Genomic DNA, 14,105 nt, shown 5'->3' with positions numbered 1-14,105 from the left:
AACTGACTGAATTTATCAGCAAAGTTTTTTTCATTTCCTTAGGTAAGACCTCCGCCCGTTTCTGATTATTGGATTCGGGCTTTTTTTATGCTTCAGATTTTTCTTAAGTGTAATAAGAAGATTTACTTCCCCATTCTGTTAATTTATACACTAACCGCTAAATGTGATAAAATTTTATTTAGACAAAATAGGATTTTTTATGCGTAATACTCAAGACCTAAAACAAGGGAAACCTTTTATTTTACACAGCCCGTTTAAACCTTCTGGCGATCAACCTTCGGCGATTGCAAAATTAACAGAAGGATTAAATGATGGTTTAGCGCATCAAACTTTATTAGGTGTGACTGGCTCAGGGAAAACGTTTACGATTGCGAACGTGATTGCAAAACTAAATCGCCCAGCCATGTTACTGGCACCGAATAAAACGCTTGCTGCACAACTTTATGCGGAAATGAAAGCCTTTTTCCCAGAAAATGCAGTAGAGTATTTCGTTTCTTATTATGATTATTATCAACCAGAGGCCTATGTGCCTGCCAGCGATACTTTCATTGAAAAAGACGCTTCTATCAATGAGCAAATTGAGCAGATGCGACTTTCTGCCACTAAATCTTTCCTAGAACGACGAGATACCATTGTTGTTGCTTCCGTTTCAGCCATTTATGGTTTGGGTGATGTGGATGCTTATATGCAAATGATGCTGCATTTACAAGTAGGCGCAATTATCAATCAACGTGAAATTTTAGCGCGCCTTGCTGAATTACAATACACCCGAAACGATCAAGCGTTCCAGCGTTCAACCTTTCGTGTTCGTGGTGAAGTGATTGATATTTTCCCCGCAGAATCCGATGAAGTTGCGTTACGCGTGGAGTTATTTGATGATGAAATTGAAAACTTATCGTTATTCGATCCGCTTACTGGCCATAGCTTAGGGCGAGTTCCGCGTTATACGATTTATCCTAAAACGCACTATGTAACACCCAGAGAACGAATTCTTGCTGCAATTGAAGAAATTAAGGCTGAATTAGTCGCTCGTCGTGAATATTTCATCAAAGAGAATAAGCTGATTGAAGAACAACGCATTGCGCAACGTACGCAATTTGATATTGAAATGATGAACGAGTTAGGTTATTGCTCAGGGATTGAAAACTACTCTCGCTATCTATCTGGCCGAAAAGAAGGTGAACCACCTCCAACCTTATTTGATTATATGCCTAGCGATGGTTTGTTAATTATTGATGAATCTCATGTGACCGTCCCACAAATTGGTGGAATGTATCGGGGAGACCGCGCTCGAAAAGAAAACTTGGTGCAATATGGCTTCCGTCTGCCTTCCGCATTAGATAACCGCCCACTCAAATTTGAAGAGTTTGAGCGCCTAGCACCCCAAACGATTTATGTCTCCGCCACGCCGGGAAATTATGAGTTAGAAAAATCTAACGGAGATGTTGTGGATCAAGTCGTGCGCCCAACCGGTTTGCTTGACCCGATTATTGAAGTTCGCCCAGTAGCGACACAAGTGGATGATTTGCTTTCAGAAATTCATAAACGCGTTGCGGTCGATGAACGCGTGCTTGTGACGACATTAACGAAAAAAATGGCGGAAGATTTAACCGATTATTTAGATGAACATGGCGTGCGAGTGCGTTATTTGCATAGTGATATTGATACGGTTGAACGTGTTGAAATTATTCATGATTTACGTAAAGGAATGTTTGATGTGTTAGTCGGCATCAACTTATTACGTGAAGGGTTAGATATGCCAGAAGTTTCATTGGTCGCAATTTTAGATGCAGACAAAGAAGGTTTTTTACGTTCCGAACGTTCACTCATCCAAACCATCGGACGTGCTGCGCGTAACCTCAATGGTAAAGCTATTTTATATGGTGACCGAATTACAAATTCTATGCAAAAAGCGATTCAAGAAACTGAACGTCGCCGTGAAAAACAGATGAAATACAATGAAGAACGAGGCATTGTCCCGCAAGCATTGAATAAAAAAGTGGGTGAATTACTCGATATTGGTCAAACGGACAAACCAAAACGTGGCAAACAAGCGGTCAAAAAATCAGACAGTTTTGCAAATGACACTAAACCGAAATCTCGTCAAGCGTTAGAAAAAGAACTGAAACAGCTAGAACAACAAATGCGAGATTTTGCAAAAGATCTTGAGTTTGAGAAAGCGGCTGCAGTGAGAGATGAAATTCATAATTTGAAAATGTGTTTATTAGAAATTTAAACGTAGAAAATGATGGGTATAAATAATAATTTTGCGCAACAACTTGCAAATTTCTGTGCAGATTGGCAAGCAAATGTTGAATTATCTGTAGAATCAAATATGCAGAAATTTCAATACATCCCTGATGCCAAAAAACTTCAACAATTTTTGACTGATTACCAACAAATAACAGCAGGGATTGAGCAAGAAAAAGCAGAAGGGAAATATATAAATGTTTGGCAGATAGCGAACATTGGACAAAATGAAGTAAGAAACAGCAAAGTATTACGTTGGTTTTTAGATATGTATGCAGATCATGGGCAGGGAAAAGCTTTTTTAAATGCATTATTTGAAAGTATACATTTATCATCATCTTTACCAACTTTAACTCAATACCGTACTACAGCTGAAAGCCATCCGCTAGGTGAAATAAGTGAGCGTGTTGATATTGAAATTGAAGCTGAGAATCTATTAGTATTTATTGAAGTGAAAATTAATGCTATTGAGGGTGAAAAACAGTTAGAACGGTATTTAGACAATGCTAGAATTAAGGCTGGAAATCGGACTTTTGTAGTAATTTATTTAACGCGTGATGGCTTATTGCCTATTAATTATCGTAACAGACAAGATATTATTGGATTATCATGGAAAAGGCTTGCTACTGCATTTACTCAATATACTCGTAGAACCAATCAGCAAGTATCACAACATAAAGGTATCTGGTTAGCAGAGCAGTTTATACAACATATTCTTACATTTTAGGGAGTAAAAATGAGTAAAAAAGCCGCTTTTAGAATTATTATTGAAAATATTCAAATATTTGATGAAGCTTCATTACTTATAAGGGATGAATTTAATGCATTGTTATTTAATAAAATTGATGAAGTAATTCAGGATGAGTTTCCTGAGTTTAAAGGGAGATTCGATTTTTTTCAACATGGCGATGTGCTTTTTTATCCAATTAAATGGCTTGCTAATAACAATAATGATGCAGATTATAAAAACTGCTTTGCTCATTATTATTTTGGATTTGAATGTGATGAAGGAATAATAGAAAAAGGAACGTATTGGTGGATAACACCACTATTCTCACATAAAAATGAACGTATGGTATTAGGCTTCTATAGTTATAAGAAGCAATTTACCCAATGTAGTGAGAAAGAATGGAAAAACTTTATTAGCGAACAATACAAAAAATATGAAACAAAATTAATTTCTTTTGGATTTAAGCTTAATGCTAAAGAAGGCGATATCTATTTCCCAATAGATGAAAAACTCGAACCAAAACAAGTAATAGAATGTTACCCAGATAATTTAGTCGATGCGATGCAACCTATTCGAAATGCATTGAATAGATTCAAAAGAGCGCATTCTATTTTTGAACAGATTGTGGAAGCAGCAAAGGAACGTTTTATTATAATAGGAAAATAGTGATTTTTATCATGAGGCAAGTTAAAACTTTTCTCATACAGGAAAATTTCCCAAAATTTGTAAGAAAAATCTGCACCTTAATTTGTTACCAATATAAGTAATCGATTTTAAGGTGCAGATTGTTTAATAAATCTAATTTCTTTTTAGATTAGAGCACTTTTACAATAGCTTCACAAAGTGCATCAATGTTTTTGTCGGTAATGCCGGCAACGTTGATTCGACCTGATCGTACCGCATAAATGGCAAATTCATCTTTTAAGCGATCAACCTGTTCTGGTGTTAAGCCACTAAAAGAGAACATTCCATTTTGTTCAGCAATAAAGCTGAAATCTTGTTTTGCGCCTTTTTCTTTTAGCAATTCTACCATTTTGGTGCGCATGGTTTTAATGCGATCACGCATGCCATCTAATTCTTTAATCCAGCTTGCTTTTAATTCTGCATCATCTAATACACGAGAAACCGTGTTTGCGCCGTGAGAAGCAGGGTTAGAGTAGAGCACACGAATAATAGACTTCACTTGTGAGAAGGCATTATTTGCAATTTCTGGTGTTTCAGCAATTAAAGTAAAGGCGCCAACGCGCTCATTGTATAAACCGAAGTTTTTAGAATATGAGCTTGCAACTAATAATTCTTTATTGACTTTGGCAAATGCACGTAAGCCGTAAGCATCTTCTTCTAATCCGTTACCTAAACCTTGGTAAGCAAAGTCAAATAATGGTAGCCAACCTTTCTCAGCTGACATTTTTGCTAAGAAATCCCATTGTTCTGGTGTTGGATCGATACCGGTTGGGTTATGGCAGCACCCATGGAATAACACAACATCGCCTGCTTGTGCTTGGCTTAAGTCAGCAATTAAATTATCCCAATCTAATGCGTGGGTTTCTTGGTTGTAGTAACGATAGTTTTTAACATTGATACCAGCAGAATTTGCAATCGCTGTATGGTTTGGCCATGTTGGGTTAGAAATCCAAATGTTTTGCGCAGCAGTTTGGCGTTTAATAAATTCTGCTGCGATACGTAACGCCCCAGTTCCGCCTAAACTTTGTGCAGTTTTAACACGTCCAGTGTGGATAATTTCAGCATTTTTCCCGAATAGTAATTCTTGGGTGTGTGCATTAAATGCTTGTACGCCATCAATTGTGAGATAGTTTTTATTGATTTCTTCCTCTAATAGGCGAGCTTCAGCAATTTTAACTGCGCTCATAATTGGCGTAACACCTTCGTTATTCATATAAACGCCAATCCCTAAGTTAATTTTACCAGGGCGTTTTTCTGCTTTAAATGCTTCACCTAAACCTAAAATTGGGTCTGCTGGTGCAGCCTGAATATGTGCAAATAATGACATCTTATTATCCTCATTGTTGTGTGTGAACTAAGGTTACTTATACAACTGATAGTCGCTTTTGACAATAGAAAAGCGGTTAAAATGAAAAATTTTTTGCAAAACTTTTTACAAATTTAACCGCTTGTAATGTGCTCGTTATTTTAATTTCTCAATTGCCCAATTTAAGCCGCTTTGGAAATCTTCGGTAAGATGCGGGCGAAGCTGCTCAAGTAATGCGATCAATTGGGTGTTACTTGGATGAGTGAGATTGATATGCCCAACTTTACGTCCTGCACGAACCTCTTTACCGTACCAATGTAATTGTGAAAACGGTATATTAAGCCAAGCATTGTTATGTTCAATGCCGATGAGATTAACCATCACACTTGGTGCAATGGGCTCAAGTTTTGGAGTAGGGAGATCTAATAACGCTCTTAAATGAAGTTCAAACTGACTAATTGAACAACCAAGTTGAGTCCAATGCCCGCTATTGTGTACGCGAGGAGCCAGCTCATTGATGAGGAGTTTATCGCCCACAACAAAACATTCCATTGCCATCACGCCGATATAATTGAGTTCATCCATAATTTTTTTAAGCATTTGTTCAGCTTGCGCTTGGAAGTGGGCTTGCTGTGGAAAATCAGGATGATAAATCGAATAACGTAAAATGCCGTTTTGTTGTAAGTTATGCGTGACTGGATAAAAACGTGTTTCGCCATTTTTAAACCGTGCGCCGACTAGAGAAACTTCACCATCAAATGGAATAAATTTCTCTGCGATGACTTCTCCAAAGAGATCATCCGTAATTTGTGCGCAATTTTCTTGAGTGACAATCCATTGACCTCGTCCGTCATAGCCACCTGTGCGGCGTTTTACCACCACTTTTTTTCCAACTTGGCTAAATACTTCATCCCATTGTGCTTTAGAGGAGAGTAGTTGCCATGGTGCTGTCGGTAATTGTAGTTTGTCTAATAAGCTTTTTTGTGTGAAACGATCGGCCGTTGTGCCAAACACATTTAGATTAACGAAGTTAGAATGATTACCAAGTAATTGGGTTAAAGGTGTTTGCGTCCAACGTTCAATTTCTGCGGTAATGATGCTGTTTGAAGGCAGTTCAAACACTGGCGCATCAAAAGCAAGAGGCAAAACTTCAATATCTAAAGGCGCACCAGCATAGCGTAGCATTCTGCCTAATTGACCATTACCTAGAACATACACTGGTGGGTAAATTGCACTTTTTTGCATGGTTTGGATTCCGTTTTTGTTAAAAATAATCGGCAAGCGGTTTTTCACGTTGTTGGTTCAATAATACCATCAGTTTAATGCGTGCTTTTTGTCCGCTAAGACCCGTTGTAAAAATGATACCTTGCTGTTTGAGTTGTTTTCCGCCGCCAAGATAATCATAAACATCTTGGGTAACGCCGTGGAATGCGCGTGAAACTAATACGACGGGAATATTAGCCTCTAATAATGCGTTTACACCCGAAAGTGAATCTGGCGGAAGGTTTCCTGCGCCTAAAGCTTCAATAATGACACCATCGCATCCATGTTGAGCTAATTGGGTAAGTAAGAAACTATCCATTCCCGCATAAGCTTTGATAACTTGAATGTTTGAGTAACAGATTTCACGTACAGGAAAACGTTCATAAACGGTTAGTTGCTGGAAATAAAGCACATTATTTTTCGTAATTAACCCGCAAGGTCCAAAAGTTGGTGTTTGGAAAGTAGCTACGTTTGTAGTATGGGTTTTCGTGACGAATTTTGCGTGATGAATTTCATCATTCATGACAACCAAGACGCCTTTGCCACGACTTTCTGGCGAAAGCGCCACTAAAATTGCACTTTGTAGGTTAATTAAGCCATCGGCACCAAGTTCATTACTTGAACGCATTGCGCCAGTAATGGCAACTGGTACATTGATATTTAATGCTAAATCTAAAAAATAAGCTGTTTCTTCTAATGTATCTGTACCGTGTGTGATAACGATGCCATCGTAAAATTCGTCATTAACCGCTTTTTCAATCCGTGCTTTTAACGTTAGCCAATGCGTTAAATTGATATGTGGAGAAGGAACATTAAAAATAGACTCTTGGAATAGTTGTGCAGGATGATTTAATTTCTCAAGAGTGTCTAATAACGGATTTCGCTCAGAAGGCGAGACTTTTCCATCTTTGCCTTCGCTCATAGAAATCGTGCCGCCAGTGTGTAGAATCAATAATTTTTTCGACATATTATGCGACTCTAGGATCTGGATTATCTAATACAGTTTGTGTTTGTGCTTGACGGAAAGCTTGTAGTTTTTCAGTCAATTCAGGATGGAACATCGCTAAAATTTGTGCGGCTAATAACCCCGCATTGGCTGCACCAGCTGGCCCAATGGCTAACGTGCCAACAGGAATCCCTTTGGGCATTTGCACAATAGAGTAGAGGCTATCTACACCGCTTAACATACTACTTTTAACAGGGACACCTAAAACAGGAACGATAGTTTTAGCTGCGATCATGCCGGGAAGATGAGCTGCGCCACCTGCGCCCGCAATAATGACTTTATAGCCGTTTGCCCGAGCATTTTCAGCAAAAGAAAAAAGTTTATCTGGTGTACGATGGGCTGAAACGATTTCAACGTGATAGGGTAACGAAAATTGATCTAAAATTTGTGTTGCTTCCGACATTGTTGCCCAGTCGCTTTTAGAACCCATAACAATGGCAATTTCTGGTTGAGACATAGAAAACCTTATGTTTAGTCAATAAATAATAAAAAGTATAGCATGATGAGCAAACGATTGCTTGGGTATTTTAAATAATCCTTCCTTATCGAAGGAATACGCGACAAAGCATGATTTTATACTGTTATTTTAGGCAAGGAAATGCTATAATTTATCGTTGAATTCGCTATTGCAATGTGTTTTTCAATAGCATGCGTATCATATCAGTTATCGGAGAGAATAATAAATGACAAGTAGTGCCAATAAACGTTCTGTAACCACCTTGTTTTCAGAGAAAAACGATATTTATAGCCATCAGGTGCGTATCGTTTTAGCCGAAAAAGGGGTGCCTTATGAGATTGAAAATGTGAGCCCTAATTCGATTTCTGAAGATTTAATGGTATTAAATCCTTCCGGTAATATTCCAACTTTAGTTGATCGCGACCTAGTCTTGTTTAATTCGCGTATTATTATGGAATATCTTGATGAGCGTTTTCCTCATCCACCACTAATGCCTGTTTATCCTGTATTACGTGCCAAATGCCGTTTAACGATGTATCGTATTGAACAGAATTGGTATTCTTTGATCAATATCGTAAATCGCGCACCTGAATCAAAAGAAGGACAAAAAGCATTAGCACAACTGCGTGAAGAAATGATGGCATTGGCCCCAATTTTCGCAGCAACGCCTTATTTTATGAGCGAAGAGTTTAGTTTGGTTGATTGCTATGTTGCACCACTATTATGGCGAATGAATCAACTTGGTATTGAATTTAGTGGAAGCAGTGCAAAAGCAATCAACGCTTATATGACGCGTGTATTCCAACGTGATAGTTTTGTACAATCTATCGGTGGTGCTGCACCGAAACATTTAATGGATGATAAAGAATAATGAAACCTTTACGCCCTTATGTTTATTATGCTTATTACAACTGGATTTCAGATAACGGAAACACCCCTTATTTATTAGTCAATTGCAATTATCCAGATGTAGATGTTCCTGTTGAATTTATACGGGACGGAAAAATTATCTTAAATATTTCCCAACGTTCAATTGGGCAATATGTGGTTGATGATGAAGCAATTCGTTTTAGTGCACGTTTTCAAGGAATGTTACGAGATATTTATATTCCATTTGGGGCTGCAGAAGCGTTATATGCTCAAGAGTCTGGAGATGGCATTTTGTTCCAAGAAGAGTCGTATTATAGCGAACAAGCTTATCTTGAGCGTTCGAAACAATTATGTGAGTCCACAACTGAGAAAAAAGTCGTGAAGAAAAAGTCATCTCACTTAAAATTAGTGAAATAACAAGCGGTCTGATTTCTACTATTTTTTGCAAAAAGAAAGCTCGGTAAATACCGAGCTTTTTTATGTGCGAAAACTATTTATTTAATGTTTGTTGCATGATTTCACCTAGACTATCTAACATTGCAAAACGTTTCCGATACATTGAGCGCTTTTTGCTAGGAATAGACTCAAGATCACGATCTTCTTGCAATGGTAAAGTCCAATAATGCCCAGCTTTCCCACCAGCTTCAGAAAAAATAGCATCATAATCCACCACATAACGCTTGCTTTGTACTAGGCGAGATTTATTCTGATATTTTTGGGGAATACCAAAAAGTTTCTGGTATCCCAGTATTTGGGTAAGCAGTTTCATCGCTTCAACCATTAAATATGCTGGGCGTAAACCATGACAAGATTTGGTAAGCCGTTTAACCAACTCCTTAGCACCTTCAAAGTTCGGACCTTGAACTACTGCAATCAGTAATGCATCATCTAACTTACCGAACGTGAGTAAATAGATCAGTTGATTATGTGGTTTATAGCGAAGCTCTAATGCCCAGAACCCCTCCATTGGTTGATGTTCATTGATATTGAGTAAAATCTCAAAATCTGGAATTACCTCACCAAAGCTTATTGGTTGTTGCCAAAGTGGTTCAGTCAAATAGGATAATTGTTGTGGTAAAAATAATAAATTTTCACAAATTGCATTAAAGCGCTGTTGAGTATTAAATCGTTTATCTAAAAAACGATGTACCAGTGGATAGCTATAATTTACCCGCTGTTTTAAAAGAGGGATAAGTAGTGGATGTTGTGCAACAAATTGTTCAAATTGCTTAACTTGGCGACGATGAAGGAGTGAACGAAGTCTATAACGCAAGCGTTTGCCTGCATAGGATTTCTTACCTCGGTTTGGGTAAATTTCCGTTGCCTTAGTCCACCGATATTGAGATAAGTTCATAACTGCTCCTTGAAATCGGTGGCCATTTTCGCATAATTTTGGCAAATTAGCTAATTTTTCAATTTAGGCTATTTACCAAGTCTTTCTTTATAATGTTTACGGCAGACGGAAAGATAACGGTCATTCCCGCCAATTTGTATTTGCTCGCCATCTTTAACAGGTTGACCGTCCGCATTTAGACGCAACACGAAATGGGCTTTATGCCCACAATCGCAAATAGTTTTGAGTTCTACCAATTCATCAGCCCAAGCTAACAAATAGTGGCTGCCTTCAAATAATTCTGCTTGGAAATCGGTACGTAGTCCATAGCAAAGCACTGGAATATTTAATTTATCAACGATATCGGTCAGTTGATAAACTTGCGCTTTAGTTAGAAATTGTGCCTCATCAATCAGAATACAGTGCAGTGGCTGTTTTTCTAACTCGTTAGCAATTTCAAGGAAAAGATTGGTTTCATTGGTAAATAACTTGGCATCTTCTGCAATACCAATTCGGGAGGTCACTTTACCTAATCCAAAGCGATCATCAATGGCAGCAGTATAGATAAGGGTATTCATACCACGTTCGCGATAGTTATAAGCAGATTGAAGCAGAGTAGTCGATTTCCCTGCATTCATCGAAGAATAATAAAAGTAGAGCTTTGCCATAATCCAGTGTAATAAAAAACGGCTAACTAAGTAGCCGTTTGGTGTTAATCAGTAATTAAACGTTGTCAATTTGACCTAAAAGTGCACGCAAACGATCTTGGAAGTTTTGGTGCTCTGATTTTAATTGCTCATGTTCTTGGCGTAATGCCGCTGATTCTTGTTCTGCTGCCGCTTTTTGTTCTTTTAAATCTTCTAACTCTAATTGAAGGAGTTGGATAGTTTCAACGGCTTGTTTAATTTTTTCTTCAAGTTGGTCAAGAATTGTTAATGACATAGTGTTTACCTCTAAATGGGAAATGTGTGACTAAAATACATAAGGATTATACCTAATTAAGATATTGATTTCATTGAAAAGTTCCATGTTTTTGTAAAAAATAATTTTTTATCACGTTTTTATGCAAATTTTTGTTCGCAATCGTTTGCGTTGCGTTAAAATAATAATGTTTTTTTAGTAAAGGAGTCAGAATCATGAAACGGGCAATTGCATTTGAATTTTCTCGCGTCACAGAGGCAGCTGCGTTAGCTGCTTTTGATTGGATTGGGCGAGGGGATAAAAATGCGGCAGATAATGCTGCGGTAAAAGCAATGCGTCAGCTACTGAATCAGATGGAAATTCGTGGTGAAGTAGTGATTGGAGAAGGGGAAATTGATGAAGCGCCAATGCTTTATATTGGTGAAAAAGTTGGACAAAACAAACCTGACCAAGAAGAGGTTTCAATTGCGGTTGATCCAATTGATGGAACTCGCATGACAGCTATGGGGCAATCTGGTGCATTAGCGGTGTTAGCTGCTGGGGGAAAAAACACATTCTTACAAGCGCCAGATATGTATATGGAAAAACTAGTGGTAGATAGCGATGCCAAAGGGATGATTGATTTAAACTTACCGCTTGAACAAAACATTCGCCGAGTGGCTTCTAAAAAAGGAAAATTACTATCACAAATTACGGTAGCTATTCTTGCAAAACCTCGACATGATGAAATTATCAAATCGGTACAAGCCTTAGGCGTAAGAGTTCTTGCTATTCCAGATGGCGATGTTGCTGCTGGTGTACAATGTTGTTTGCCTGATAGCGATATTGATTTAGTTTATGGCATCGGTGGTGCGCCGGAAGGAGTTGTGACTGCGGCTGCTGTAAATGCACTAGGGGGAGATATTCAGGCAAGATTGATTCCACGTAATAAAGTAAAAGGGAATACACCTGAAAACTTAAAAGCTGCGGAAAAAGAAATTTCGCGTTGTGCTGCCATGAATGTTCCTGTGAATACGGTATTAAAAATAGAAGAGATTGTGCGAGATGATAATGTCGTTTTTGCTGCAACAGGCATTACTACAGGAGATTTGCTTAGAGGTGTGCAACGCAAAGGCAGTATGATCTTTACAGAAACGTTGTTAATTCGAGGCCGTTCACGAACTATTCGTAAATTAGCGTCTTACCATGATATTTCTCATTTGACGGACGATTAGCAAAAAGAATGCGGTAATATTGGTTATTACCGCATTGTTTTATGGGTTGATAGAGATGCTTTTATCGGTTGAACTATATCGAATTCCCGAGTGAGAGCCTTCCGCACCATTGAAATAAACGTTTTTTGATTGCGAACAAGCGCTGATGGCTAATATGCTAACTAATAATAGGATGATTTTTTTCATAACACTTTCCTCAAAATAAAATTGCAAGCGGTTGAGAAAATCCGACCGCTTGCAAATGTTCACTAGGCACTAAAGCCTTCTTTTAAACTCACTGTCAGGTTAAAGACTAAGTTCTCAGCTGAACCATCTTTGCTATCTAAGCAGTAGTAGCCTTCACGTTCAAATTGGTAACCTTGTTCCGCTTTTGCATTCGCTAAACTTGGTTCCACAAAACCGTGTTTCACCACTAAAGATTCAGGGTTTAATACGGTTTCAATGTCATCTGCTGCACCTGGATTTGGTACAGTAAATAAACGATTGTAAATACGGAATTCAGCAGGTTTATTCTCTTCAGCAGATACCCAGTGAATTACGCCTTTTACTTTACGACCATCCGCTGGATTTTTACCTAAGGTTTCAGGATCGTATGTGCAATAAATTGTGGTAATTTGACCGCTTGCATCTTTTTCAACACGCTCAGCTTTAATCACATAAGCATTACGTAAGCGAACTTCTTTGCCTAATACTAAACGTTTATATTGTTTATTTGCTTCTTCACGGAAGTCCGCTTCATCAATATAAAGCTCACGCGTAAATGGCAATTCGCGTTCACCTAATTCTGGGCGGTTCGGATGGTTAGGTGCTTTTAAGATTTCTTTGTCACCAAAATTTTCAATCACCACTTTAACAGGGTTAATCACGGACATTGCACGTGGTGCATTTTCATTTAAGTCTTCACGAATACATGCTTCAAGCGCAGAGTATTCTACTACGTTATCTTGTTTGGTTACCCCGATACGGCGACAGAATTCACGCAATGATGCTGGCGTATAACCACGACGACGTAAACCTGAAATGGTTGGCATACGAGGGTCATCCCAACCATCGACAATACCATCTGTAACCAGTTTTAATAATTTACGTTTAGAGGTTAATGTGCCTTCTAAATTTAAGCGTGAGAATTCATATTGATGCGGTAATGGGCGTTCAATAGAAATATTATCTAATACCCAATCATATAAACGACGGTTGTCTTGGAATTCTAACGTACATAAAGAGTGGGTAATACGTTCAATAGCATCAGAGATACAGTGCGTGAAGTCGTACATCGGATAAATGCACCATTTATCCCCCGTTTGGTGGTGGTGAGCGAATTTAACACGATAAATCACTGGGTCACGCATCACAATAAAAGGCGATGCCATATCAATTTTGGCACGTAAACAAGCTTTACCTTCTGCGATTTCGCCATTTTTCATTTTTTCAAATAGCGCTAAGTTTTCGTCTACTGAACGATCACGATAAGGGCTGTTTTTACCCGGTTCAGTTAATGTGCCACGATATTCGCGCATTTCATCTGGTGAAAGTTCATCAACATAAGCTAAACCTTTTTTGATTAACTCAATAGCATATCCATAAAGCGCATCAAAGTAATCTGAAGCATAACGAGGTTCACCTTCCCATTTAAAGCCTAACCATTCCACATCAGCTTTAATTGAATCAACATATTCAACGTCTTCTTTTACAGGGTTAGTATCGTCAAAACGCAAATTACATTTACCTTGATATTCTTGTGCAATACCAAAGTTTAGGCAGATAGATTTAGCGTGACCAATATGTAAATAGCCGTTTGGCTCAGGTGGGAATCGAGTATAAACGTTGTTATGTTTACCTGATGCTAAATCTTCATCAATAATATGGGTAATAAAATTCGCACGACTTTCCGGTGCGTTAGTTAAAATCTCTTCGCTCATAACATTCTCTGTTTTTCAATAAAAAATAACTTGTATTCTACACTGTATTGATAAGAACGGAAAGGGCGAAAGCAAGCGCGTCTTTTTTGTAAAAATTTTGCAAATTCTGACCGCTTGCTTTTTATTTTGCCTTTAAAAAAGAGCATCGTTTA

Annotated in this window: 15 protein-coding genes; 6 read left to right on the top strand and 9 right to left on the bottom strand. The window is 38.1% G+C overall.

The window, feature by feature from the left end:
* The first annotated feature begins 199 nt into the window (after nucleotides 1-199).
* Genes uvrB through HMPREF1128_RS03815 form a run of 3 tightly spaced genes read left to right on the top strand, consistent with a single transcriptional unit; the run spans nucleotide 200 to nucleotide 3,646 of the window.
* Entirely contained in the window at nucleotides 200-2,236 is a 2,037-nt protein-coding gene (uvrB, locus tag HMPREF1128_RS03825) for an excinuclease ABC subunit UvrB (RefSeq protein WP_007525230.1), read from the top strand.
* 9 nt (nucleotides 2,237-2,245) lie between these two features.
* A complete protein-coding gene (locus tag HMPREF1128_RS03820) occupies nucleotides 2,246-2,977 on the top strand; it encodes a PD-(D/E)XK nuclease family protein (protein ID WP_231287863.1) in 732 nt (243 codons plus the stop codon).
* A 9-nt stretch (nucleotides 2,978-2,986) separates the two neighbouring features.
* Nucleotides 2,987-3,646, top strand: a complete 660-nt coding sequence (locus HMPREF1128_RS03815; protein ID WP_007524390.1) for a hypothetical protein — start codon at nucleotides 2,987-2,989, stop codon at nucleotides 3,644-3,646.
* Between the two features lie 148 nt (nucleotides 3,647-3,794).
* On the opposite strand, the gene HMPREF1128_RS03810 is transcribed toward HMPREF1128_RS03815, so the two are convergent.
* The 4 genes from HMPREF1128_RS03810 to purE form a co-directional block, all read right to left on the bottom strand.
* Nucleotides 3,795-4,991 (bottom strand): amino acid aminotransferase, encoded by a 1,197-nt coding sequence (locus HMPREF1128_RS03810; protein WP_007525366.1) that lies wholly within the window; start codon nucleotides 4,989-4,991, stop codon nucleotides 3,795-3,797.
* A 135-nt stretch (nucleotides 4,992-5,126) separates the two neighbouring features.
* Entirely contained in the window at nucleotides 5,127-6,215 is a 1,089-nt protein-coding gene (gene purK / locus HMPREF1128_RS03805) for a 5-(carboxyamino)imidazole ribonucleotide synthase (RefSeq protein WP_007524324.1), read from the bottom strand.
* A gap of 19 nt (nucleotides 6,216-6,234) precedes the next feature.
* Nucleotides 6,235-7,200, bottom strand: a complete 966-nt coding sequence (locus HMPREF1128_RS03800; RefSeq protein WP_007524612.1) for an asparaginase — start codon at nucleotides 7,198-7,200, stop codon at nucleotides 6,235-6,237.
* A 1-nt stretch (nucleotide 7,201) separates the two neighbouring features.
* Nucleotides 7,202-7,696 (bottom strand): 5-(carboxyamino)imidazole ribonucleotide mutase, encoded by a 495-nt coding sequence (purE, locus tag HMPREF1128_RS03795; RefSeq protein WP_007524438.1) that lies wholly within the window; start codon nucleotides 7,694-7,696, stop codon nucleotides 7,202-7,204.
* Nucleotides 7,697-7,922: 226 nt separating this feature from the next.
* Between purE and sspA the strand changes: the two genes are divergently transcribed.
* Both sspA and HMPREF1128_RS03785 read left to right on the top strand, forming a co-directional pair.
* Complete coding sequence (gene sspA, locus HMPREF1128_RS03790; RefSeq protein WP_007525118.1) at nucleotides 7,923-8,567, top strand: stringent starvation protein SspA; 645 nt, start codon at nucleotides 7,923-7,925, stop codon at nucleotides 8,565-8,567.
* The gene (locus HMPREF1128_RS03785; protein ID WP_007524558.1) at nucleotides 8,567-8,983 is read left to right on the top strand and encodes a ClpXP protease specificity-enhancing factor; all 417 of its coding nucleotides are present in this window, start codon (nucleotides 8,567-8,569) and stop codon (nucleotides 8,981-8,983) included. The genes sspA and HMPREF1128_RS03785 overlap by 1 nt, the downstream gene beginning before the upstream one ends.
* A 73-nt stretch (nucleotides 8,984-9,056) precedes the next feature.
* Here the strand turns inward: HMPREF1128_RS03785 and HMPREF1128_RS03780 are convergent, their stop codons facing one another.
* The 3 genes from HMPREF1128_RS03780 to HMPREF1128_RS03770 all read right to left on the bottom strand — a co-directional run bounded on the left by HMPREF1128_RS03780 (nucleotide 9,057) and on the right by HMPREF1128_RS03770 (nucleotide 10,841).
* Nucleotides 9,057-9,920: a VirK/YbjX family protein gene (locus tag HMPREF1128_RS03780; protein ID WP_007524713.1), complete on the bottom strand. Its 864-nt coding sequence runs from the start codon at nucleotides 9,918-9,920 to the stop codon at nucleotides 9,057-9,059.
* 68 nt (nucleotides 9,921-9,988) lie between these two features.
* Complete coding sequence (locus tag HMPREF1128_RS03775) at nucleotides 9,989-10,567, bottom strand: thymidine kinase (protein ID WP_035530121.1); 579 nt, start codon at nucleotides 10,565-10,567, stop codon at nucleotides 9,989-9,991.
* A 55-nt stretch (nucleotides 10,568-10,622) separates the two neighbouring features.
* Nucleotides 10,623-10,841 (bottom strand): cell division protein ZapB, encoded by a 219-nt coding sequence (locus HMPREF1128_RS03770; RefSeq protein WP_007524063.1) that lies wholly within the window; start codon nucleotides 10,839-10,841, stop codon nucleotides 10,623-10,625.
* A 194-nt stretch (nucleotides 10,842-11,035) separates the two neighbouring features.
* On the opposite strand from HMPREF1128_RS03770, the gene glpX reads away from it, so the two are divergent.
* Nucleotides 11,036-12,034 (top strand): class II fructose-bisphosphatase, encoded by a 999-nt coding sequence (gene glpX / locus HMPREF1128_RS03765; RefSeq protein WP_007525310.1) that lies wholly within the window; start codon nucleotides 11,036-11,038, stop codon nucleotides 12,032-12,034.
* A gap of 39 nt (nucleotides 12,035-12,073) precedes the next feature.
* Here glpX and HMPREF1128_RS10340 read toward each other — a convergent pair whose 3' ends face one another.
* Nucleotides 12,074-12,220: a lipoprotein gene (locus tag HMPREF1128_RS10340; RefSeq protein ID WP_007524046.1), complete on the bottom strand. Its 147-nt coding sequence runs from the start codon at nucleotides 12,218-12,220 to the stop codon at nucleotides 12,074-12,076.
* Nucleotides 12,221-12,282: 62 nt separating this feature from the next.
* Nucleotides 12,283-13,953, bottom strand: coding sequence for a glutamine--tRNA ligase (glnS, locus tag HMPREF1128_RS03760; protein ID WP_007524847.1), 1,671 nt, complete (start codon nucleotides 13,951-13,953; stop codon nucleotides 12,283-12,285).
* Nucleotides 13,954-14,105 lie beyond the last annotated feature (152 nt).

Origin of the sequence: Haemophilus sputorum HK 2154, assembly GCF_000287615.1 — a bacterium.
Taxonomy (GTDB): domain Bacteria; phylum Pseudomonadota; class Gammaproteobacteria; order Enterobacterales; family Pasteurellaceae; genus Haemophilus_A; species Haemophilus_A sputorum.
Note: the sequence above shows the minus strand (reverse complement) of the source record. Positions and strands in the feature narration are given on the sequence as shown.